Origin of the sequence: Burkholderia sp. AU30198, assembly GCF_020419825.1 — a bacterium.
Classification (GTDB): domain Bacteria; phylum Pseudomonadota; class Gammaproteobacteria; order Burkholderiales; family Burkholderiaceae; genus Burkholderia.
In genome coordinates this window covers 990924-1014455 of record NZ_JAIZSA010000001.1, presented here as the reverse complement: position 1 = coordinate 1014455, position 23532 = coordinate 990924, and the positions used below count along the sequence as shown (strand labels likewise).

The following is a 23532-nucleotide window of genomic DNA, read 5'->3' as shown; positions in this document are numbered from 1 at the left end:
AGGGAGCGGAAAGAAATGACGATTCTGGTGATTGCAGAACATGACAACGCGTCGATCAAGGCCGCGACGCTGAACACGGTGGCGGCGGCAGCCGAGGTTGGCAAATTCGTCGGCGGTGACATTCACGTGCTGGTCGCGGGCCACAACGCGCAAGCGGCAGCGGACGCAGCAGCGAAGATCGCAGGGGTGTCGAAGGTGCTGCTGGCCGATGCGTCGCAGTTGGCCGATGGTCTTGCCGAGAACATCGAAGCGACAGTGATGAACATCGCGAAGGATTACTCGCACATCCTCGCGCCGGCCACGGCCTACGGCAAGAGCGTCACGCCGCGCATCGCCGCGAAGCTGGATGTCGCGCAGATCTCCGAGATCACGGCGGTGGTGTCGGCCGATACGTTCGAGCGCCCGATCTATGCGGGCAACGCGATTGCGACGGTGCAGTCGAGCGATCCGGTCAAGGTGATCACGGTGCGCGCGACGGGTTTCGATCCGGTGGCGGCCGTTGGCGGCAGCGCATCGGTCGAGAAGATCGAAGCGGCAGCCGACGCCGGCAAGTCGCAATTCATGAGCCGTGAAGTAACGAAGCTGGACCGTCCGGAGCTCACGAGCGCGAGCATCGTCGTGTCGGGCGGCCGCGGGCTGGGCAGCGGCGATAACTATACGAAGATGCTGGAGCCGCTGGCCGACAAGCTGCATGCCGCACTGGGCGCATCGCGCGCGGCGGTCGACGCGGGCTACGTGCCGAACGACTACCAGGTCGGCCAGACCGGCAAGATCGTCGCCCCGCAGCTGTACGTCGCGGTCGGCATTTCGGGGGCGATCCAGCACCTGGCCGGCATGAAGGATTCGAAGGTGATCGTCGCGATCAACCAGGATCCGGAGGCGCCGATCTTCAGCGTGGCCGACTACGGCCTCGTCGATGATCTGTTCGTTGCGCTACCCGAGATCGCGGCCGCTTTGTAGCATGGCCGATTCCTGTCGGCCACCACCGCTGGCGGGTGCGCCGGATGACTTGCGGGAAGCGCGCAGGCAGGCAGCGATCGTTGCCAATTCCGACGACGCTGCCGTATGGCGCTGGTTTTCGTCGCTGATGGACGATCGACGGGTCCGCTGGTGTCACGCGAGAGACAGGTGGTTCGTCAGCGTCGACAATCGGCACGTGGCAACCGAGCCGAGCTTCGACAGTGCGATCCGCTCCGCCAAGGCGGCGGTGGAGAGACGACACATATCGTGGATCGGCCGGACGACGCGCCAGCGGCGAAACCCGTAACGCAACGTCGTGGCGCCCGGCACGACGCTGACGGGCGGCATCCGGTTCTCGGTCGTGCCGGGTATGCCGCCCGCCGCATAGGTGCGCACGACACCGATCAGCCCGTGAGCGATGGCAGGGGGCGTCTCGGCCGGCATGCGGGTCGCGGCCGCCTGATCTGTCACGGTTGCGGGTACGCTGGTCTACTACCCGTCAGGCTGCCTGACACCGCGTATGACGGTCGGCTTTCAGTTGACGGCGCAGTATTGACGACAATACCCGGGTGGGCGCCGACGAACGCGTTCGTCTGGCACCGGAAGGCCTCGACCCGACCGCATGCCGACCCTATCGGAGCCCCGTCCCCATTTCTGAAATGCGCGGGGCCTTACGTTTTCGTCCTCGTGCGCGGGGAATCGTCCGGCAGATTTCTCCCAAATGCGTGACAAGTCATTCGTCCGATGAAAAATCCCGTCCGGTTCCCGGTATGATGCGCACCTTGCGTTTGTCGGGCACCGTGTTTTTGATGCGATTTTTACGCACGCGGTACGACAAAACCCCACAATCCGAATCTGAAAGATTCTGTAATATAAATTCCGTATACTCGTAAGTTCTGATCCAGGCGCCACCTGCCCATTCCTTCGGCCGATCGCCCACGCAGAACAACCAGATACGTCGCCGCCTGGCCGCCTTGCGCCGCGACACGCTATGCACCACCACTGAACACTCTATGTCTTCCCGCCACTCTGGTTCGCCCGGCCGCGCCGCGGCGGTGATCGCCCGTGTCCGGGCGCTGATCCGCAACGAGCGTCTGCTGTCGCCGCTGCTTGCGCTCGGCATCGGCCTGCTGCTGATCGTGGTATTCCAGCACCTGTCGGAATCCGTCGACTACCGGTCGGTGATCCGTCAGTTGCGTCACATGTCCGCCGGCGAGTGGGGCGCGTCGCTGGCCGCGACGGCCCTCAGCTATCTCGCGCTCGTCGCCCGCGACGCGGTCGGCCTGCGCTATGTCGCCGCGAAGGTGCCGCGCGTCGCATTGTGGATCGGCGCGATCGCCGGGTCCGCGCTCGGTAATGCGACCGGCTTCGGCGCGCTGACGGGCGGCGCGGTGCGCGCCCGCGTGTACGGCGTGTCGGGCGTCACGCCCGCGCAGATCGGCCGGATGACGGTGTTCACGAGCGGCACGCTGGCGCTCGCGATGGTGTGGATGACGGCGCTCGGCATGGTCTGCGTGCCGGAGGCGCTCGCCGCGATGCTGCATGTCGCGCCCGGGGTGCTGACGTGGACCGGCGCGGCGCTGCTCGTGGTGCTGGCCGCGATGGTCGTGATGTGCGGCAACACCGCGCGCCCGGTCGTCACGCGCTTCAAGTGGCTGTCGTTCGACGTGCCGGCTCGGCGCGATCTCGTCGCGCAGGTCGTCTATGCGGTACTCGACATCGTCGCGGCAGGCCTGACGCTGTGGGTGCTGCTGCCGGCCGCGCCGGTCGGCTTCCCGACCTTCATTACTGTTTACGCAGCGGCGATGCTGCTCGGGATGATCGGCCATACGCCGGGCGGGATCGGCGTGTTCGAAGCCGCGATGGTCTTCACGCTCGGCCGCGAAGTGCCGCCGCACGCGATGGTCGCCGCGCTGATCGCATATCGCGCGATCTATTTCGGCGTGCCGCTCGTGCTGTCGGCCGGCCTGCTGGCCGGTTTCGAGGGCCGCGCGCTGCGGCGGCGGCTCGTGACGCGGCAGGCCGTGCGCGTGTCGCAGCTCGCGCCGGTGTTCCTGAGCCTCGTGACGTTCGCGGTCGGCGGGATGCTGGTGATCTCGAGCGCGACGCCCGCGTTCTGGCACCGGATCGCGATCCTGCGCCACCTCGTGCCGCTGTGGGTGATCGAAGGCTCGCAGGTGATCTGCAGCGTGCTCGGCGTTGCGCTGCTGTTCGTCGCGCGCGGGCTGCTGCGCCGCCTCGACGGCGCATGGTGGATGACCTTCGCGCTGACGCTCGCCAGCCTCGCGCTGTCGCTGGTGAAGGGCCTCGCATTCGTCGAGGCCGGCGTGCTCGGCACGCTGCTGGTGCTGCTGCTCGTCAGCCGTCGCCGCTTCAACCGTCATTCGTCGCTGCTGGCCGAGCGCTTCACCGTGAGCTGGTTCGTGTCGGTGGCGATGGTGCTGATGCTGGCCGTGTGGGTGCTGTTCTTCGCGTTCCGCGACGTGCCGTACACGCGCGAGCTGTGGTCGCATTTCTCGTTCGACGCGCGTGCGCCGCGTGCACTGCGCGCGACGCTCGCGGCCGGCGTGTTCGTAGCGCTGTTCGCGCTGTGGCAACTGCTGCGCCCGGCACCCGGCCGTTTCGTGAAGCCCGTGGCGCAGGATCTGTCGGATGCCGAGCGGATCATCCGCGCGCAGGAATGCAGCGATGCGGGCCTCGCGCTGATGGGCGACAAGTCGTTCCTGTTCTCGGAGTCCCGCCAGGCATTCCTGATGTATGCGAAGAACGGCCGCACGTGGGCCGCGCTTCACGACCCGGTCGGACCGCGCGAGGAATGGCCGGCACTGATCAGCAAGTTCATCGCGCTCGCGCATGCGCATAGCGGCCGTGCGGCGTTCTACCAGGTGCGTGCGAACGCGCTGCCGCTGTATCTCGACGCGGGGCTCACGCTGATGAAGCTCGGCGAGGAAGCGCATATCGCGCTCGACCAGTTCGACCTGAAGGGTTCGAACCGGTCGCACCTGCGCTACGCGCTGCGTCGCGGCGACAAGGACGCGCTGACGGTCGAGGTGATCGCGCCGAGCGACGTGCCGGCCGCGCTGCCGGCGCTGCGCGACATCTCCGACGGCTGGCTCGACAGCCGCGACGCGCGCGAGAAGAGCTTCTCGGTCGCCGCGTTCCACGACGGCTATCTGGCGACGCAGTCGGTGATGCTCGTGCGTCAGGCCGACAAGCCGATCGCGTTCGTCACGTTCATGACGACCGACCTCAACACCGAGGCGACGGTCGGCGTGATGCGCCATCTGCCGGACGCGTCGCCGTACGCGATGGAGTATCTGTTTACGCAGCTCGCGCTGCATCTGAAGGAAGCGGGCTTCCGCAAGCTGAGCCTGGGCATCGCGCCGTTCTCGGGGATGGGGGCGGCGAAGATGCCGTCGCCGTTGCACCGGATCGGCCTGATGGTCTGGCGCTTCGGCGGCCGCTTCTACAACTTCCGCGGCTTGCGTGCATTCAAGAGCAAGTTCGAACCGCACTGGGAGCCGCGTTATCTCGCGGCCTCGGGCACGGTCGGCGTGTTCGTCACGCTGGCGGATCTGTCATTGCTGGCTGGAGGTCGGCGTTCATGAGTTTGAAGAAGGGAATCGCGCGGGCGGCAGCCGCCTGCGCGGGAATGATGCTGGCCGGCGCCGCGTGCGCTACGCAGCCAGCCGCGGTGAAGGCCGAAACCGTATCGGGCGGCCGCTATGGGCCCGTCACCGTGACCAAACCCAGCGGGCCGCTGCGCGGCTTCGTCGTGCTGTTCTCGCGCGAGGCCGGCTGGAATGCGGCCGACCAGCAGGCCGCCGATGCGCTCGCGAAGGCCGGTGCGATGACGGTCGGCGTCGATTCGGAGCGGTATGCGATGAATCTCGCCGCGAAGCCGGAGACCTGCCACCACCTCGACGGCGACGCCGAAGCGGTCAGTCACCAACTCGAACGCCTCGCGCAATCGTCGCGCTACTTCACGCCGATCGTCGCGGGCGTGGGCCAGGGCGGCGCGATCGCGAAGCAGATCCTGTCGATGGCGCCGGAGAACACGATTGCCGGGGTCGTATCGGTCGATCAGGCCGCGAAGCTCGATCCGCGCTTCAAGCCGTGCCCGCCCGATCCGACGATCGTGCGCCGTGCGATGCCGGGCTTCGTCGAAACCGCGGCCGCGGGCGATTCCGCGAAGCTGGTGTCGCTCGTCACGTCGCATCTGCGGGACACCACCAGCGGCGACGAACTCGACGTGTCGGATCTGCCGCTCGTCGAGCTGCCGGCCAAGGGCGGCAATGGCCAGCTCGCGATCGTGATCTCGGGTGACGGCGGCTGGCGCGATCTCGACAAGACGATCGCCGAGGCGCTGCAGCGCGACGGCGTGTCGGTGGTCGGGATCGACAGCCTGCGCTATTTCTGGAGCGAGAAGCCGCCGGCGCAGGTGAGCCGCGATCTCGCGCGCGTGATGCGTACCTACATGGCGCGCTGGCATGCGAATCGCGTGGCGCTGGTCGGCTACTCGTTCGGCGCCGACGTGATGCCGTTCGCGTACAACCGGCTGCCGGCCGACCTGCGCGACAAGGTCGCCGTGATGTCGCTGCTCGGCTTCGCGCCGGCCGCCGATTTCCAGATCCGTGTGACGGGCTGGCTCGGCATGCCCGCGAGCGACAAGGCGCTGAAGGTCGCGCCGGAAATGGCGAAGGTGCCGCCGCAGCTCGTGCAGTGCTTCTATGGCGCGGAAGAGAAGGACACGATGTGTCCGGCACTCGTGAATACGGGCGCCGACGTGATCAAGACGCAAGGCGATCACCACTTCGGCCGTGACTACATCGCGCTCGAGAAGAAGATTCTCGGCGCGTTCGGCAAACCGGTGGCGGCGCGCTGAACGCCGGCGCCCGCTGCGCGGCGGGCACCGGCCGATAGCTTCCGGTTCATCGTACGGGCGGCCTGCGGGCCGCCCGTTTCATTTTCCGGCTGGCGTGGCTGCGTCCTGCTGCGGCATTGCCGTTCTCGCATCGCGCTGATAGAAGCCCGGGAACCGGTCGAGCTGCCGCCGCGCGGCTGTGATGTCCGTGCCGTCGCCGAGCACCGCGCTCGAAAACCCCGTGCGCTCCATCAGCAGCACCTGGTCGACCAGCACGTCGCCGGTCGCGCGCAGGTCGCCGGCGAAGCCGTAGCGCTTGCGCAGCAGGTACGCCTGGCTGTACGCACGGCCATCGGTGAACGCCGGAAACTGCAGGTCGATACGCGCAGCCTGCGCGATTTGCGCGGCGAGCGGCGGCAGTTCCTCGTCGTTGCCGATCGTCAGCGTCGCGGCGTCGTGTTGCTGCGTGTCGCCGGTGTGTTCGGCCGGCGTCAGCAGCCGGATGCGTGCGGTCGGGTGTGCCTGCTTCATGCGTGCTCCGGCTGGTGGCGCGCGTCGTTCGCGGCGGCCTTGAAGGGTTCCGCGCCGATGCGGCGCACCGTGTCGATGAATCGTTCGCTGCGGCCGTCGTCATCGATCCGCGCGTCGAGATACGCGTTGACGATCGCATCGACGACATCGACGATCTCGTCCGCCGAAAACGACGGGCCGATCACCTTGCCCGGCCGCGCGGGGCCGCTCGCGGTCGAGCCGTCCGAGCCGCCGAGCGTGACCTGGTACCACTCGGCGCCGTCCTTGTCGACGCCGAGGATGCCGAGGTGGCCGCTGTGATGATGGCCGCACGAGTTGATGCAGCCGCTGATGTGCAGGTCGATGTCGCCGACGTCGTGCAGCATGTCGAGATCCTGGAAGCGCTCGGCGATCGCATCGGCAATCGGGATCGAGCGTGCGTTCGCGAGTGCGCAGAAGTCGCCGCCCGGGCACGCGATCATGTCCGTCAGGAGTCCGACGTTTGCGCTGGCGAGCCCGATCGCGCGCGCGTTTTCCCACAGCAGGAACAGGTCGTCGACATGCACCCACGGCAGCACGACGTTCTGCGTGTGCGTGACGCGGGCCTCGCCGGCCGAGAAGCGGTCGGCGAGATCGGCGAGCGCATCGAGCTGGTCGGGCGACGCGTCGCCCGGCGCCTGCAGGCGGCGCTTGAACGACAGCGTGACGATGCGCAGCGCCGGGTCGCGGTGGCTGGCCACATTGCGGCCGAGCCAGCGCGCGAAGGCCGGATGGCGTGCCGCGTGGGCGGACACGCGCTGGTTCGCGTCGCGCAGGCTGGCCGTGCGCGGCTTGAGCCGCGGCGGGACGAACGACGCGGCGACGCGGTCGAACTCGACCTGCGGAATCGTATGCGGCCCGCCGTCGTGATCGACGATCTGGCGGAACTCCTCCTCGACGTCGTCGATGTAGCGCTGCCCCTCGGTCTTCACGAGGATCTTGATGCGCGCCTTGTACTTGTTGTCGCGCCGTCCGTAGCGGTTGTACACGCGGACGATCGCCTCGATGTAGTTCATCACGTGCTGCCACGGCAGGAACGCGCGCAGCAGCGTCGCGATCGTCGGCGTGCGGCCCATCCCGCCGCCGACGCTCACGCGAAAGCCGAGCGCGCCCGCTTCGTCGCGCACGAGCTTCAGGCCGACGTCGTGCCAGTCGGTGGCCGCGCGGTCTTCAGCCGCGCCGGTAATCGCGATCTTGAACTTGCGCGGCAGGAATGCGAACTCGGGGTGCAGCGTCGTCCACTGGCGCATCACCTCGGCAAACGGGCGCGGATCGGCGATCTCGTCCGGCGCGACGCCGGCGCGCTCGTCGCACGAGATATTGCGGATGCAGTTGCCGCTCGTCTGGATGCCGTGCATGTCGACGGTCGCGAGCAGGTCCATCACGTCGGCCGCCCTGGCGAGCGGAATCCAGTTGAACTGCACGTTGGTGCGCGTCGTGAAGTGCGCGCTGCGGGTCGGCAGGCGCAGCGTGCCGAGCAAGGACTGTGCGTCGCATGCGGCGCGGTAGGTGGCGTCGTCGGGCACGTCGTAGTCGCGCGCGATCCGCGCGAGCACGCGCAACTGTGCGCTCGACAGTTCGCCGTACGGTACGGCGACGCGCAGCATTGGCGCGTGGCGCTGCACGTACCAGCCGTTCTGCAGACGCAGCGGCCGGAACGCGTCTTCGCTCAGCGTGCCGTGCTGCCAGCGTTCGAGCTGGTCGCGAAACTGGGCGGCGCGGCTGTGCACGAGCGCCCGGTCGAAAACGGTATATCGATACATGACGTGATACGCGAGAGGAGCCGCGGCGCGAAGCGCGCGGCTCGGGAGAGACGTTGCGACGGGTGTCAGGCAACCGGAGACAGCGTAGGGAACGCGGCGCGGCGGGACAAGCAGCAGATCGGGATGAAAAGGGCGCAGCAGATGGCCGGCAGGGCGCCGGCGCGGGGCGGGCATGCGTGCATGCCCGTGGCGGTGTTTATGCGTCGGCGTCGACGACGCGCGCCGGATCGAGCGCGCGGATGCGCTGGTCGATGAAGTAGCCGCCGCCTTCCTGGTAGCGCAGGAACAGGCGGCCGCACGAGCGGCAGCGGTTGACGGTGCAGCGGTTGTACGGGAAATGGCGCAGGGCGATCGGCGCGTCGTCCGACGCGTAACGCGTGCCGCCCGGATGATATTCGGCGTAGGTCGGCTCCGTCTCGCCGGGCGGCGCGAGCGTGGCGACTTCGGTCAGTTGCGCGTCCTGCAGCGACAGCGGCAGGGTCGTCCATCCGGCGAGCGGCGTTTTCGTGCAGGTGCACGATTGCGTGACGTGCGCGGCTTCAGCCGTCAGTTTCAACAGCGCGTCGTGATCGAGGTAGGGCAGTTGACTCATCGGAAATCGTGAAGGGCGGCGGGATTCGCACTGTAACCCGCGCGTGGATTGCGTGCATCACCGCGACGCGGGCAGTGCACACCGTGCGCACCGTGTGCGATTCAACCGCCCTTGCGCACCGAAGGCTGCGCGACGAGCTCGCCGAGCACGCGGATCGCATGCTCGATGTCGCGGCTCCACGGATGGCCGAAGTTCACGCGCACGCAACGCTCGAAGCCGTGCGCGGCCGAAAACAGCGGCCCCGGCGCGAAGCTGATCCCGCGTGCGATCGCCTGGCGATGCAACTCCATCGCGTCGATCGCGTCGGGAAACGCGAGCCACAGGAAGTAGCCGCCTTCGGGCCGTACCCACTCGACGCCGGCCGGCAGCCAGCGCCGCAGCGCGTCGTCCATCTTGTCGAGCTGCGTGTGCAGCGCGCCGCGCAGTTTGCGCAGGTGCCGGTCGTAGCCGCCGTGCTCGAGATAGTTCGCGATGCCGACCTGCGCGGGAATGCTGGCCGACAGCGTCGTCATCAGCTTGAGCCGCTGCACCTTCTCCGCGAACCGGCCGGCGGCGGCCCAGCCGATCCGGTAGCCGGGCGCGAGCGTTTTCGAGAACGAACTGCAGTGCATCACGAGGCCGTGCCGATCGAACGCGCGCGCGGGCAGCGGATAGTCGGGGCCGAAGTGCAGCTCGCCATACACGTCGTCCTCGATCAGCGGCACCTCGCGCGCGGCGAGCAACTCGACGAGCGCGCGCTTTTTCTCGGCGGACAGCGTGACACCGGTCGGATTCTGGAAATTGGTCATGAACCAGCACGCGCGGATGTCATGCCGGTCGAGCGCATTCGCGAGTGCGTCGAGATCGAGGCCCGTGCGCGGATCGACGGGAATCTCGACCGCGCGCAGGTCGAGCCGCTCGATCGCCTGCAGCGCCGCGTAGAAGCCGGGTGCTTCGACGGCCACGACGTCGCCGGGCCGCGTGACGGCCATCAGGCACAGGTTCAATGCTTCGAGCGCGCCGTTCGTGACGACGATCTCGTCGATCGGCTGCGAGATGCCCGTCGCGAGATAGCGCCGCGCGATCTGCTGGCGCAGCGCCTCGTTGCCGGGCGGCAGGTCGACGACCGTGCTCCACGGGCTGACGAGCCGCGTGGCCTGCGCGAGCGATTTGGCGAGACGTGGCAGCGGAAACAGCTGCGGCGACGGGAACGCGGAGCCGAGCGGCACGATGCCGGGTTGCGTGGCCGCGTCCAGGACGGAGAACACGAGGCTGCTGATGTCGACCTTGCGCGTGGCGCCGGCACGGCTTGCACGGCGCTTGGCAACCGGGCTCGCCTCCGGCGTGGCGCCCGGCGCGACGTAGTAGCCCGAGCGTTCGCGCGCGCGGATCAGCCCCCATTGTTCGAGCAGGTAGTACGCGCGAAATACCGTCGACTGGCTCACGCCATGCTGCGCAATGATCTGCCGTAACGACGGCAGGCGCGTGCCGACCGCGAGGTTGCCGTTGCGGATGTCGTCGGCGATCGTGTGGGCGAGGGTTTCGTAGCGTTTCATCGGCGAGGGTGGCGCGCGCCGTCGCCACGCGCGGGCCGGAGCGGCGCCGCGCCGGCGGGCGCGGCTCATTGTCCGATGCGCGGCCCGAAAAGGAAAGCGCGGGCGAGGCGGCCGCGCTTTCCTGCCGCGTCAGGCGGCGTTCGGCTCGACGTTCCGCGGGCTCGCACCGCCGCGCAGCGGCGGCAACGGCTCGACCTTGCCGACGATGAACAGGTACGACAGCGCGCCGACCACGCACAACGCGCCGGCCACCGCGAGCGGCACGACGAACGAGCCCTTCGTGATCGACAGCATCACGCCCGTGAACGTCGTGATGAAGATCCCCGCGAGGTTGCCCGCGAAGTTCTGGATGCCGCCGAGCGACGCGACGTGCGCGGGCGTCGGCGCGACTTCGCCGACGAGCGTCCACACGTTGGCGCCCGCGAACGACAGGCTCGCATAAGCCAGCGCGAACAGGCCGAGGCAGGCCCACACGTTTTCAACGAACGCCGACAGCGCGATCGACGAAGACAGCAGCATCCCGATCACGAGGCAGGTCTTGCGCGCGGCGGTCGCGCTCCAGCCGCGGCGGAACAGGCTGTCCGACACATAGCCGCCGAGCCAGCCGCCCGGAATCGCGAGCAGCGCGGGCAGCATGCCCCACGTGCCGAGCGACGCCAACGAGAAGCCGCGCGATTGCAGCAGGTAGCTCGGGAACCAGGTGATGAAGAAGTAGATCGCGAAGTTCAGGCAGAACAGGCCGATCATCATGCCCCACACGGTGCGGTAGCGGAACAGGTCGAGCCACGACACCTTCGGGCCGTCGGTTGCGGCCGCAACGGTCTGCGTGCCGCGCTGCGCGAGCAGTGCATCGACGGCATCGGGCGCGATCGCGCGATAGCGTTCCGGGTCGCGATAGACGAACCACCACGCCAGTGCCCACACGATGCCGATGCCGCCCGTGATCACGAACGACCCGCGCCAGCCGACGATCGAGATCAGCCACGCGACGAGCGGCAGCGACAGCGCGGAGCCGACGCGCGAGCCGCTGTCGAAGATGCTGCTCGCGAGCCCGCGTTCGCTGCGCGGGAACCAGTTGAACGCGACCTTCGCGAATGACGGGATCGCGGCCGCTTCGCCGACGCCGAGCATCAGCCGCACGCCGACGAGCTGCGTGAGGCCGCGCGCGGCACCCGTCGCGACGGTAAACACCGACCACCAGCCGACCGCGAGCGCGAGGCTCACGCGCACGCCGACCTTGTCGATGAACCAGCCGGCCGGCAGTTGCAGGAACGCGTAGGTCCAGAAGAACGCGCTCAGCACGAGCCCCATGCCGACCGCGTCGAGGCCTAGATCGGCGCGGATGCTGGGCGCCGCGATCGCGAGGTTCGCGCGGTCGATGAAGTTAATGACGTTGGCCAGGAAGCACATCAGGATCATGGCCCATCGGATGCGTGGCATGCGGTGTCTCCGCGCGGAATGTCGTGACGGGCCACCGGCGATCCGCAGCGCCAGCGGCCTCGATGGGCGAGTTATCGGGTGGTTTGCGACGGCGTGCGGTCGAATTTCGCGAGCGCTTCCCACAGGCCGTTCAGGTAGACCGCGCCGAGCGCACGGTCGTAGAGGCCATAGCCGGGCCTGCCCGTTTCGCCCCAGATCATGCGGCCGTGGTCGGGGCGCACGTAGCCGGTGAAGCCGGTGTCGTGGTACGCCTTCACGATCGCGGCGATGTCGAGCGAGCCGCAGCTCGACAAATGGGCGGTTTCCTCGAAATCGCCGTTCGGGTCGACCTTCACGTTGCGGATGTGCGCGAAGTGGATCCGGCCCATCGCGCCGAATTCGCGCACGAGCGCCTCGACATCGTTCTGCGGGCCCGCGCCGAGCGAGCCCGAGCACAGCGTCAGCCCGTTCGCGGGCGTGTCGACGATGCGCACGATCCGAGCGAGATCGTCGCGGTTCTTCACGATGCGCGGCAGCCCGAAGATCGGGCGCGGCGGATCGTCGGGGTGGATCGCCATCTTCACGCCGGCTTCCTCGGCGACGGGGATGATCGCCTTCAGGAAGTATTCGAGGTTCGCCCACAGCGCCGCCTCGTCGACGTCGCGATACTCGGCGAGCAGTGCCTTCAACTGTTCGGGCTGGTAGCTCGAATCCCAGCCCGGCAGCGCGATGCCGTCGTCCGGATCGATCCGGTCGACCGCGTCGGTGCTGAACGCGAGGCAGGTCGAACCGTCGTCGAGCGTCTTCGACAGCTCGGTGCGCGTCCAGTCGAACACGGGCATGAAGTTGTAGCAAATGACGCGCACGCCGGCCGCGCCGAGATGACGAATCGTCTGACGGTAGTGGTCGATCAGGCGGTCACGGCCCGGCTTGCCGAGCTTGATGTCCTCGTGGACGGGCACGGATTCGACGACTTCGAACTGCAGGCCGGCGTGCTCGATCGTCGCCTTCAGCGCGTCGATCTTGTGCGCGGGCCAGACTTCGCCCACCGGTTCGTCGTAGATCGCGGACACGATATGCGTGACGCCCGGGATCTGGCGGATGTATTGCAGCGAGACCGGATCGGACTCGCCGTACCAACGGAATGACATCTTCACTGGAGCGGCTCCTGGCAGGCGGTTGTGGCATCGGGCGGACGGGCGGCAGTGGCCGGCCCGTCTCCGGTGTGCGGATTATGATTGGTATGCCAGTTGCGCGGGATAGTGGTTTACCAGTTGTCAGGTTCGGAACCGGCTGGCATGGCACTCCCGTCAAGACCCCGGCACACCGGCCAACACGCGGAACCGGACGTGGGCCGGAATTGGTGTACCATTTTGGCGATCCGGCGCCGCAACGGCGCCGGCCAGCCCGTTGCGAGCCTTTCGATGACCGATCTTTCCAGCCTGCCCGCCAGCCGCGACACCGATGCCGCGGACCGCTCCTATATCGGCCTTGCGCGTCAGATTCACGCGATGGTGGCCGCCGGCGCGTTCGAGGCCGGCGCGCGGCTGCCGTCCGAGCGCAGCCTGGCCGACCAGTTCGGCGTGAGCCGCACGCAGGTGCGCGAGGCGATCATTGCGCTCGAGGTGCAGGGGGTCGTCGAGGTGCGGATCGGTTCGGGTATCTATGTGTCCGCGGCCGATGCTGCGCGGCCGGTGACGTTCGAGGTGCCGCGCGGCCCGGGGCCGATCGAGACGCTGCGCGCACGCGGGTTGATCGAGGCGGAAGTCGCGGCGCTCGCGGCGACCGAACGCAAGGATGCGGATCTTGACCGGCTGTTCTTCTCGTTGACGACGATGCGCGAGCAGATGGAGGACAAGGCCGCATACGACGCGGCCGATCGCCAGTTCCACTTGCGCATCGCGGAATCGACCGGCAACACGGTGCTGCTGCACATGGTCACTGCGATGTGGGATTGCGCGCGCAGCGATCCGCTGTGGGACAAGATCGAGGAGCATTTTCACTCGACCGCGCTGCGCGAGGCGTCGCAGGAAGATCACCAGCGGATCTTCGCGGCGATCATGGCGCGCGACGCGGCCGCCGCACGCGATGCGATGGCTGCGCACCTGTCGCGCGTGATCGCGGAATTCACTCAGGCGTGGCGCTGACGCGCCAGCCGCTGGCCGCCGGCCGTCGCTAGACCGCCGTCACAGCCCTTCGAACAACGCGACATGCTGGTCGTACGCGCGCTGCTGCCGGGCGTACGCATCGTCGAGATGCTCGTGCAGTGCGCGCTCGGCCGCATCGGGGTCGTGCTGCTCGAGTGCGTCGAGCACTTTCTGGTGTTGCGCAAGCGTGACCTCGCCGACGATCGGATCGCGTACGGTCACGTGCCGCACACGGTCGATCGGCGCGCGCACGATCTCGACGAGCTGCTGCACGCGCGGTAGCCGCGCGGCCGCGCTGACGGTTGCATGAAACGCGTTGTCGCACGCGATCGCCGCAACCGCGTTGCCGCGTTCGATCGCGCGCCGGTGCGCATCCTGGATGTCGTGGAGCTGCTCGAGTTCGCGCGCGCTGATGACTTCGGCCGCGCGGCGGATCGCGGCCGTTTCCAGCACCTTGCGGATCAGCGCGCTCTCGACGAACTGCTCGCGCTTGACGGGGGCGACGAAGGTGCCCGATTGCGCGGCGATCAGCACGAGCTCCTCGCGTGCGAGCTGCAGCAGCGCCTCGCGCACGGGCGTGCGCGACACGCCGAGCGCCTCCGCGATGGCGCGTTCGTAGATGACGTCGTTCGGAAGGAGCGTCATCGTCACGATCGCGTCGCGCAACAGCGCGTGAATCTGCACGGACAGGGCCTGCGAGCGGTCCAGGGTGAAATCGGCGGGGATCAGGCGGGCGATGAAGGTGTCCTGGGTGGTGCGTTCTGACTTCATGAATTGGCTAGAGGGTGGCAGGCATGCCGGCATGCTCGATGGACGCCGGTCGATCAATATATTAATGCGCATATCGATTTCGGCGGATCGGCGGGGATCGCCGGTCGAGCGATTCCCGGGTTTACCCCCGTATCGACACTGGGAAGCATCTCTATAATTGCCAACTAATATATTAGTTGGCCAACGCTTCGAAGAAGGCGTGACCGGCGACTCATCCCCACTGGAGACACGTATGCACCTCGAAGACTCAGCAGGCCCCCGCCCGACGGCCCGGGCCTCGACCGCCGCGCCGACCGCCGTGCGCTGGCGGATTTTCTGGCTGCTGTTGTTGCTGTCGTCGATCAACTACATCGACCGTGCGTCGCTGTCCGTCGCGCTGCCGATCATCTCGACCGAATTCAGTCTGTCGCCCGCGATGGAGGGCGTGCTGCTCAGCGCATTCTTCTGGACCTATGCGCTGATGCAGATCCCGAGCGGGCTGCTGGTCGACCGCTACAAGGCGCGCACCATCGTCGGCCTCGCGACGATCGGCTGGGGCGCCTGTCAGGCCGTCGCGGCCGTGTGTTTCAGCTGGGTGCCGCTGCTGCTGACGCGGCTCGGGCTCGGCATCGCCGAATCGCCGATCATGCCGGCCGGCGCGAAGCTCGCGGGCTCGTGGCTCACGCCCGCCGAGCGCGGCCGCGGCGCCGCGCTGCTCGATGGCGGGGCACCGCTCGGCTCGGCGTGCGGCGCGATCATCATCACTGCGCTGATCGCGGGCCTCGGCTCGTGGCGGCTTGCATTCGTCGTCGCGGGGGCGGGCACGATCGTGGTCGGCATCTTCGCGTGGTGGTACATCCGCAACCATCCGTCCGAGCATGCCGGCGTGAACGCGGCCGAGCTCGAGCACGTGACCGTGCATGCGGCCGCGGCCCGCGCAGGCGAGCCGAAGGTGAGCGTGCCGTTTCGCGAGCTGCTGCGCGACCGTTCCGTGCTGTTCATGTTCGCGAGCTGGGCCTGCTACAACAGCGTGTTCTACGGGCTGATGACGTGGATGCCCAGCTACCTGCACAAGGCGCACGGCTTCGACCTCAAGCAGATGGGCGGCGCGACTTTCATCATCTTCATGTGCGGCTTCGTCGGCGAGCTGTTCGGCGGCTGGCTGGCCGACAAGTGGCGTGCGGCCGGCGGCGCGCCGAACCGCGTGATGCGCGTAATGTTCTCGGTCGCGGGCCTCGCGTCTGCTGCGGCGATCCTCGCGGTGAGCTTCGCGACGGGGCTCGTCAGCGTCGTCGTGCTGCTGTCGGTTGCGTTGTTCTTCATCCGCTGGTGCGGGATGTTCTGGGGCGTGCCCGCGACGCTCGGCGGCCAGTCCCGTGCGGGCCTGCTCGCGGGCGCGATGAACTTCGGCGGGAACATCGTCGGCGTCATCGTGCCGATCCTGATCGGCCTCATCGTGCAGTTCACCGGCACCTATTTCCTGGCGCTGATGTTTTTCGTCGTCGCGGCGTTCGGCCTGGCCGTCTGCGCGAGCCTCATCGATTACCGCGACCGGGGCCTCGACTGAAGCCCGTCGCCCGATTCAACCGGAACCGAATCATGTCGTCATTTCCCACCGAAACCCGTCAGGCGCCGGCCGCGTCGCGCGCACGCACGATCCGGCTCGATCCTGCCGACGACGTCGTCATCGCCGTCGAGCAGCTCGTCAGCGGCACGCGCCTCGATGACGAAGGCGTGAGCGTCGCGGGGCTGATCCCGCCCGGTCACAAGGTCGCGACACGCGCGATCGACGCCGGCGCGCCCGTGCGCCGCTATGGCCAGATCATCGGCTTCGCGAGCCAGCCGATCCGGCCCGGCCAGCATGTCCACACGCACAACCTCGACATGGGGGAGTTCGCGCGCGATTACGCGTTCGGCGAAGGCACGCGCGACACCGCGTTCGTGCCCGACGCGCAGCGCGCGACGTTCGACGGCATCGTGCGCGCCGACGGCCGGGTGGCGACGCGCAACTACATCGGCATCCTGACGTCGGTGAACTGCTCGGCGACGGTCGCGCGCGCCATCGCCGACCATTTCCGCCGCGACATCCACCCGGACGCGCTTGCCGCGTATCCGAACGTCGACGGCGTGGTGGCGCTGACGCACGGCGTCGGCTGCGCAGTCGATCCCGATGGAGATGCGCTCGCGATCCTGCAGCGCACGCTCGGCGGCTATGCGTGCCATCCGAATTTCGCGGCGGTGCTGGTGATCGGGCTCGGTTGCGAAACCAACCAGATTCCGCGCCTGCTCGAAACCCAGGGGCTGACGGAGCACGCGCGACTGCGCACGTTCACGATCCAGGACAGCGGCGGCACGCGCAAGACGATCGAGAAGGGCATCGCGCTCGTCGAGTCGATGCTGGCCGCCGCAAACGACGTGCGGCGCGAGCCCGTCGACGCGAGCCACCTGACGGTCGGCCTGCAATGCGGCGGCTCCGACGGCTATTCGGGCATCACCGCGAACCCCGTGCTCGGCGCGGCGGTCGACCTGCTGGTGAAACACGGCGGGACCGCGATCCTGTCCGAAACGCCGGAGATCTACGGCGCCGAGCATTTGCTCACGCGTCGCGCGGTGTCGCGCGAAGTGGGCGAGAAGCTGGTCGAGCGCATCCGCTGGTGGGAGGACTATTGCGCACGCCATCACGCGGCGATGAACAACAACCCGTCGGCCGGCAACAAGGCCGGCGGCCTCACGACCGTACTGGAGAAATCGCTCGGCGGCATCGCGAAGGCCGGCAGCACGAATCTCGTCGACGTCTACGAATACGCGATGCCGGTTCGCGCGAAAGGGCTGGTGTTCATGGATACGCCAGGCTACGACCCGATCTCCGCGACCGGGCAGGTTGCAGGCGGCGCGAACCTGATCTGCTTCACGACGGGGCGCGGCTCCGCTTACGGCTGCGCGCCGACACCGTCGCTGAAGCTGGCGACCAACAGTGCGCTGTGGCGCCGGCAGGCCGACGACATCGACCTGAACTGCGGCGACGTGCTCGACGGCGGTGTGCGCATCGACGCGCTCGGTGCGACGCTGTTTCGGATGATGCTCGACGCGGCGTCCGGCCACGCGACGCGCAGCGAGTTGCATGGCTACGGGCAGAACGAATTCGTGCCCTGGCAGATCGGCGCGATTACCTGATTTGAATTCCCTGCGGCAAGGAGTGCCCCTGATGCAATCGAATGTTTCATCCACGCGCTATCGTGGCGTGTTTCCCGTCGTGCCGACGATCTTCACCGACGATGGCCGTCTCGACCTCGACGGACAACGCCGCTGCGTCGACTTCATGATCGATGCGGGATCGAACGGCCTGTGCGTGCTCGCGAACTTCTCCGAACAGTTTTCGCTGGCCGACGACGAGCGGGACGCGGTGATGCACTGCGTGCTCGAGCACGTCGCCGGTCGCGTGCCGGTGATCGTCACCACGTCGCATTTCGGCACGACCGTGTGCGCGCAGCGCAGCCGCCGTGCGCAGGACGCGGGCGCCGCGATGGTGATGGTGATGCCGCCGTATCACGGCGCGACGTTTCGCGCGGGCGAGGCGGCGATCGTCGAGTTCTTCCGCAGCGTCTCCGATGCGATCGACATCCCGATCATGATCCAGGATGCGCCGGCGAGCGGCACGCATCTGCCGGCCGCGCTGCTCGCGCGGATGGCGATCGAGATTCCGAACGTGTCGTACTTCAAGATCGAGGTGCCGCAGGCGGCCGCGAAGCTGCGCGAGTTGATCCGGCTCGGCGGCGACGCGATCGTCGGGCCGTGGGACGGCGAGGAGGCGATCACGCTGATGGCCGATCTCGAAGCGGGCGCGACGGGCGCCATGACGGGCGGCGCGTATCCGGACGGGATTCGCCGGATCGTCGACGCATGGGCCGCCGGCCGTGCGGACGAAGCCGAGCGCGAGTACGGGCGCTGGCTGCCGCTGATCAATCACGAGAACCGCCAGGGCGGCATCGCGACCGCGAAGGTGCTGATGAAGGCGGGTGGCGTGATCGCGTCGGACGCTGTGCGTCATCCGCTGCCGCCGATGCATCCCGACACGCGTGCGAGCCTGCTGCGGATCGCCCGCTCGCTCGATCCGCTCGTGCTGCGCTGGGGCCGCTGAGCGCGGCGCGCGACGGCACGGTTACGTTTCGACGATTTCACGATTCAACGATGTTCAATGATGTTCAACGAGGACGATTCATGCAGATTTCTGGCGCATCCCTGATCGGTCGGAGCAGTGCGGTCGGCGCCGCGGGATTCCAGGCGATCGACCCGGCAACCGGCGCGGTGCTTGCTCCCGTGTTCGGCCGCGCGTCGGCGCAAGACGTCGATGCAGCCTGTGCGCTGGCCGCACAGGCATTCGATGCGTATCGGCATACGTCGCTGCATGCGCGCGCGGCGTTTCTCGACACGATCGCCGAGGGGCTGCTCGCGCTCGGCGATTCACTGGTTGAGCGCTGCGTCGCGGAAAGCGGTCTGCCGCGCGCGCGCATCGAAGGCGAGCGCGCACGCACCGTCGCGCAACTGCGGATGTTCGCGCAGGTCGTGCGGGCGGGCGATTTCCTCGGCGTGCGCATCGATCCCGCGCAGCCGGCGCGTCAGCCGCTGCCGCGCGTCGACCTGCGCATGCAGCATGTCGCGCTGGGCCCGGTTGCCGTGTTCGGCGCGAGCAATTTCCCGCTGGCGTTCTCGGTCGCTGGTGGAGACACGGTGTCGGCGCTGGCGGCCGGCTGCCCGGTGATCGTGAAGGCGCATCCCGCGCATCCGGGCACGTCGGCACTCGTCGGCCGCGCGATTCGGGATGCCGTGGAGGCCTGTGCGATGCCGGATGGCACGTTCTCGCTGCTGTTCGACGACGGCTACGAGGTGGGCGCTGCGCTCGTGCGCGATCCGCGCATCCAGGCGGTGGGCTTCACGGGCTCGCGCAGCGGCGGCGTCGCGTTGATGGCGCTCGCGGCTGCGCGACCGCAGCCGATACCTGTCTACGCGGAGATGAGCAGCGTGAATCCCGTGCTGCTGTTTGCGCATGCACTCGACGCGCGCGCGGAGGCGATCGGCCGCGCATTCGCGGCGGCGCTGACGCTCGGCGTCGGTCAGTTCTGCACGAATCCGGGGCTGATTCTCGGTGTCGACGGCCCCGCGTTGCGACGCTTCGAGGCTGCGGCCGCCGCCGCACTGGCCGATCTGCCCGCGGCCGCGATGCTCACGCCCGGCATTCACCGCGCGTACGACGAGGCGGTCGCGCGGCTGGGCGCGCAGGCCGGTGTCGAACTGCTTGCGCGCGGCGCGGCGGCTGGTAGCGGGATCCTTCATGCGGGCCGTGCAGCGCTGTTCGCCACGCAGGCCGACCGGTTCGCTCATCAGCCCGAGTTGCACGACGAAGTGTTCGGTCCCGCCTCGCTCGTCGTGCGCTGCCCGGATCTCGACACGATGCATGCGCTCGTCGAGCGGCTCGACGGACAGCTCACGACGGCGCTGCATGTCGACGACGGCGATCATGCTGCGGCGCGCGCCTTCATGCCGCTGCTCGAACGGCGCGCGGGGCGCATTCTCGTGAACGGCTTCGGCACGGGCGTCGAGGTCGGGCATGCGATGGTGCACGGCGGTCCGTTTCCGGCGACGTCGGACGGACGCTCGACGTCGGTGGGCAGCCTCGCGATCGGCCGCTTCCTGCGCCCGGTCTGCTATCAGGACGTGCCCGACGCGCTGCTGCCCGATGCCCTGCGCGATGCGAATCCGCTGGGCGTGCCGCGCACCATCGACGGGCATCGCGACGCGCAGGCGTGACGGGTCCGTTCCCGAACGGGCGAAGCGGTGATGCCGTACTTTCGACTGATGATTGGCCGCTTGCCCGACGGCCTTTCATGCACGCGCAGCGATGCCGGTGAAGCGGCGCCGGCGCCGCCGTATACGGCTTCTTCCAATTGCGCGACCGTACGTTTTATGGTCTTGTTGCGGGATATCGCATCGACTCGAAAAAGGAAAGTCGAATGCAGCCGGGCGATTCACACGGGGACCTATTGATCAGGGGAATCGGCGCACGTACGCGCGTACGTGTCGCCGTGTTCGGGCTGCTCATCATTTTGATGGCGGGCTTGGTTGCCGCTGCGCTTGCGGCGTTCGCCGCTCCTCCCGAAGCCGTCAACGACAACGTGCTGCGCGTGCTTGCATGGCCGGGCTATGCGGACAGCGACATCGTCAGCGCGTTCGAGGCGCAATTTCACGTACGCGTCGAAGTGACGTTCGTCGATTCCGACGAAGCACTATGGACGCGGATGCACAGCGCCGCGCCACCGCCATACGACGTGCTGGCCGCGAACACGGCCGAGATCCAGCGCTACGCGCACGAACGTCTGCTCGCGCCGATCGACCTGTCGCGCATCCCGAACCGTCGGCGGCAGTTGCCGAACTTCCAGCAGCTCGCGACGATCGACGGGCTCGTGGAAGAGGGCGCCACATACGCGATTCCGTTCACGTATTCGTCGATGGGGCTGATCTACGACCGCACGCAGGTGCCGGCCGCGCCGCACTCGATGCGGGAATTGTGGAATCCGCGCTACCGCGGCAAGGTGCTCGACTTCAACAGTGCGCAGCACAATTTTTCGTTCACGGCGCTGGCGCTCGGCTATCCCGATCCGTTTCGCCTGTCGCCCGCGCAGACGCTCACCGTCGCGCACAAGCTGATCGACCTGCGCCGCAACCTGCTGACGTACTACACGCTTCCTGAAGAGGCGACCGCGCTGTTCGTCCAGCATCGCGCGGCGCTGATGTTCGGCAACTACGGCACGCAGCAGGTCGAACTGCTCAGGCGCGCCGGCGCGGACGTCGGCTACGTGATCCCGGACGAAGGCGCGCTCGCGTGGCTCGACTGTTGGGCCGTCACGCGCGGCGCGCCGCATCCCGAGCTCGCGTTCGCATGGATCAACTACATGCTCGAACCGGCGATCGGCGCGCTGCTGACCGAACGCCAGGGCCTCGCGAACACGCTTGCGCCGCCACCGGGCCTCGACACCGGGCACCAGCATCTCGTCTGGCTCCAGCCCGTCGAGGACATCGCGCGGCGCGAATCGCTGTGGAGCCGCATCGTGTCGGGCGACCGTCCGGAGCGATTCGAAAAATGATCCGGCTCGGGCTCACGTCGAAACTGTCGGTGCTGTTCGCGTGCATCGGCGTGATCGCGTCCGGCGCGACCGGCTATTACGCCTATCGCGCGAACCGCGCGATGCTCGTGCAGGAGGCGCAGCACAGCCTGCTGATGTCGACGCAACTGCTCGGGCAGCGCTTCACCAGTGCGCTGTCCGATGTCGCGGACGATGCGCTCGTGCTCGCGCAGTTGCCGTCATGCGCGCTGGTCTCGGGCGGCGATCGCCGGGATGGCGCGCCACGCACCCGGCTCGAGCAGGTGTTCTACAGCTTCATGAGAAACCACCCGGAGTACCTGCAGATCCGGCTGATCGCGCGTGGGGATTTTGGGCTCGAGCGCATCCGTGTCGATCGCGACGCGCACGGCATCGTCGTGCTGCCGGACAGCGTGTTCCAGGAGAAAGGACAGTTTTCCTACGTATTCGATACCCTCGCGACGGCGCCCGGCCATATTTACCTGTCGCCGATCGTGATCAACCACGAGACGGGGTCGCACGCAGCAGAAGGGCTGCCGATCCTGCGTGTGGGCACGCCGGTCGTCGACACGTCGGGCCAGACGGTGGGCGCGCTGGTCGTCGACGTCGAGCTGTCGCGCGTGTTCGACCGGCTCGAGCGCGATCTGCCGGAAGACTACGCGGTGTATCTCGCGAACGAGTGGGGCGATTTCCTCGTGCATCCCGATCCGTCGCAGACGTTCGGCTTCGACCGCGGCCGGCGTGTGCTGATGCAGGACCGCTTCGCCGCCACGCGCACGCTGTTCGACAGTACGCGTGTCAACGTTACCCTCAATGGTCTTGCCGATCCGGCCGAGGCGCCGGGGCAGATGTTCGCGTTCGCGCGCACGCCGTTCGGGCACGACGAGGGCAACCGCTTCGTCGTGCTCGGGATGGGGCGCCCGCTGGCCGACGTGCTGGCGCCGGCCGGCATGCTCGGCGAACGGATCGTGCGGATGGTGCTCGTGTCGAGCCTGATGGCGGTGATTCTTGCGATCCTGTTCGCGCGTGCGATCACGCGGCCGCTGCAGACGCTCGCGCGCGCCGCGACGCACGTGTTCGACGATCCGGTCGCCGAGCAGCTGCCGATCGGGCGTGCCGACGAGATCGGCGTGCTCGCGCGCTGTTTCGACAGCATGCGCGTCGAGATCCGCACGCAGGTCGCGATGCTGCGCGCGAAGCAGCTGGAGCTCACGCACCTCGCCGGCCACGATGCGTTGACCGCGCTGCCGAACCGCCTGCTGTTCATGGAGCATCTCGACGCCGCGATCCGGCGCGCGGCCGCGATGCACGAAGGGCTGGCCGTGATGTTCGTCGATCTCGACCGCTTCAAGCAGATCAACGACCAGCACGGGCACTCGGCGGGCGACCGCGCGCTCGTCGCGGTCGCCAAGCGGCTGAGCCTCGTGCTGCGTGGCGGCGACATGGTCGCGCGGCTCGGCGGCGACGAATTCATCGTGCTGATTTCGGACGTGCGTTCACCGGCGGTGATCAGCGACGTCGCGTCGCGCATCCAGCTCGTGATGGCCGAGGAACTGGAGTTCGGCGACCGGCGTGTGGCCGTCGGCGCGAGCATCGGCGTCAGCGAGTTTCCGGCCGACGGCGCGTCGGCCGAGGAACTGCTCGTCAAGGCCGACGCGGCGATGTATGCGGCGAAGGCGGCCGCGCAAAGCGCGTTCGTGCGCTATCAGGATCTGGTCGGCAACGGCAGTGACGCCGGCAGCGGAACGGACGAAGCGGCCGGCCGGGTCGCGTCGGGCGGCAGCCGGTGACGGCCGGCCGCAGATACGTGCGATGCA

18 protein-coding genes are annotated in these 23532 nt (G+C 68.1%); 10 read left to right on the top strand and 8 right to left on the bottom strand.

Going from position 1 to position 23532, the window contains the following annotated elements; all coding sequences use genetic code 11:
• Nucleotides 1-15 precede the first annotated feature (15 nt).
• Nucleotides 16-960: an electron transfer flavoprotein subunit alpha/FixB family protein gene (locus LGN19_RS04425; protein WP_226213373.1), complete on the top strand. Its 945-nt coding sequence runs from the start codon at nt 16-18 to the stop codon at nt 958-960.
• 153 nt (nt 961-1113) lie between these two features.
• Here the strand turns inward: LGN19_RS04425 and LGN19_RS04420 are convergent, their stop codons facing one another.
• Nucleotides 1114-1404, bottom strand: coding sequence for a hypothetical protein (locus LGN19_RS04420; protein ID WP_226213372.1), 291 nt, complete (start codon nt 1402-1404; stop codon nt 1114-1116).
• 569 nt (nt 1405-1973) lie between these two features.
• On the opposite strand from LGN19_RS04420, the gene mprF reads away from it, so the two are divergent.
• Complete coding sequence (gene mprF / locus LGN19_RS04415) at nt 1974-4568, top strand: bifunctional lysylphosphatidylglycerol flippase/synthetase MprF (RefSeq protein WP_226213371.1); 2595 nt, start codon at nt 1974-1976, stop codon at nt 4566-4568.
• Nucleotides 4565-5845, top strand: a complete 1281-nt coding sequence (locus tag LGN19_RS04410; protein ID WP_122947222.1) for a virulence factor family protein — start codon at nt 4565-4567, stop codon at nt 5843-5845. The genes mprF and LGN19_RS04410 overlap by 4 nt, the downstream gene beginning before the upstream one ends.
• Before the next feature lie 78 nt (nt 5846-5923).
• On the opposite strand, the gene LGN19_RS04405 is transcribed toward LGN19_RS04410, so the two are convergent.
• From LGN19_RS04405 to uxuA, 6 genes are all read right to left on the bottom strand, one after another.
• Nucleotides 5924-6355, bottom strand: a complete 432-nt coding sequence (locus tag LGN19_RS04405) for a DUF934 domain-containing protein (RefSeq protein ID WP_226213370.1) — start codon at nt 6353-6355, stop codon at nt 5924-5926.
• On the bottom strand, nt 6352-8136 hold the full coding sequence (locus LGN19_RS04400; RefSeq protein WP_226213369.1) for a nitrite/sulfite reductase: 1785 nt from the start codon (nt 8134-8136) through the stop codon (nt 6352-6354). The genes LGN19_RS04405 and LGN19_RS04400 overlap by 4 nt, the downstream gene beginning before the upstream one ends.
• 196 nt (nt 8137-8332) lie before the next feature.
• Nucleotides 8333-8728, bottom strand: a complete 396-nt coding sequence (locus tag LGN19_RS04395; RefSeq protein ID WP_226213368.1) for a hypothetical protein — start codon at nt 8726-8728, stop codon at nt 8333-8335.
• 101 nt (nt 8729-8829) lie between these two features.
• A complete protein-coding gene (locus LGN19_RS04390) occupies nt 8830-10263 on the bottom strand; it encodes a PLP-dependent aminotransferase family protein (RefSeq protein WP_226213367.1) in 1434 nt (477 codons plus the stop codon).
• A 129-nt stretch (nt 10264-10392) separates the two neighbouring features.
• Nucleotides 10393-11703: an MFS transporter gene (locus tag LGN19_RS04385; protein ID WP_174956117.1), complete on the bottom strand. Its 1311-nt coding sequence runs from the start codon at nt 11701-11703 to the stop codon at nt 10393-10395.
• 71 nt (nt 11704-11774) lie between these two features.
• Nucleotides 11775-12839 (bottom strand): mannonate dehydratase, encoded by a 1065-nt coding sequence (gene uxuA / locus LGN19_RS04380; RefSeq protein WP_226213366.1) that lies wholly within the window; start codon nt 12837-12839, stop codon nt 11775-11777.
• A 267-nt stretch (nt 12840-13106) separates the two neighbouring features.
• Here uxuA and LGN19_RS04375 point away from each other — a divergent pair, with 267 nt between their 5' ends.
• Nucleotides 13107-13829, top strand: a complete 723-nt coding sequence (locus LGN19_RS04375; protein ID WP_122949529.1) for a FadR/GntR family transcriptional regulator — start codon at nt 13107-13109, stop codon at nt 13827-13829.
• Between the two features lie 39 nt (nt 13830-13868).
• On the opposite strand, the gene LGN19_RS04370 is transcribed toward LGN19_RS04375, so the two are convergent.
• Nucleotides 13869-14600, bottom strand: coding sequence for a GntR family transcriptional regulator (locus LGN19_RS04370; protein WP_174956115.1), 732 nt, complete (start codon nt 14598-14600; stop codon nt 13869-13871).
• 232 nt (nt 14601-14832) lie between these two features.
• Between LGN19_RS04370 and LGN19_RS04365 the strand changes: the two genes are divergently transcribed.
• The 6 genes from LGN19_RS04365 (at nt 14833) to LGN19_RS04340 (ending at nt 23505) form a co-directional block, all read left to right on the top strand.
• A complete protein-coding gene (locus LGN19_RS04365; RefSeq protein WP_174956114.1) occupies nt 14833-16146 on the top strand; it encodes an MFS transporter in 1314 nt (437 codons plus the stop codon).
• 32 nt (nt 16147-16178) lie between these two features.
• Nucleotides 16179-17753, top strand: coding sequence for a UxaA family hydrolase (locus LGN19_RS04360; RefSeq protein WP_226213365.1), 1575 nt, complete (start codon nt 16179-16181; stop codon nt 17751-17753).
• Nucleotides 17754-17784: 31 nt separating this feature from the next.
• Complete coding sequence (locus LGN19_RS04355; protein WP_122947213.1) at nt 17785-18717, top strand: dihydrodipicolinate synthase family protein; 933 nt, start codon at nt 17785-17787, stop codon at nt 18715-18717.
• Nucleotides 18718-18797: 80 nt separating this feature from the next.
• The gene (locus LGN19_RS04350) at nt 18798-20384 is read left to right on the top strand and encodes an aldehyde dehydrogenase (NADP(+)) (protein WP_226213364.1); all 1587 of its coding nucleotides are present in this window, start codon (nt 18798-18800) and stop codon (nt 20382-20384) included.
• 203 nt (nt 20385-20587) lie between these two features.
• Nucleotides 20588-21718, top strand: a complete 1131-nt coding sequence (locus LGN19_RS04345; protein WP_226213363.1) for an extracellular solute-binding protein — start codon at nt 20588-20590, stop codon at nt 21716-21718.
• Nucleotides 21715-23505 (top strand): GGDEF domain-containing protein, encoded by a 1791-nt coding sequence (locus tag LGN19_RS04340; protein WP_226213362.1) that lies wholly within the window; start codon nt 21715-21717, stop codon nt 23503-23505. The genes LGN19_RS04345 and LGN19_RS04340 overlap by 4 nt, the downstream gene beginning before the upstream one ends.
• The last annotated feature ends 27 nt before the right edge of the window (nt 23506-23532 follow it).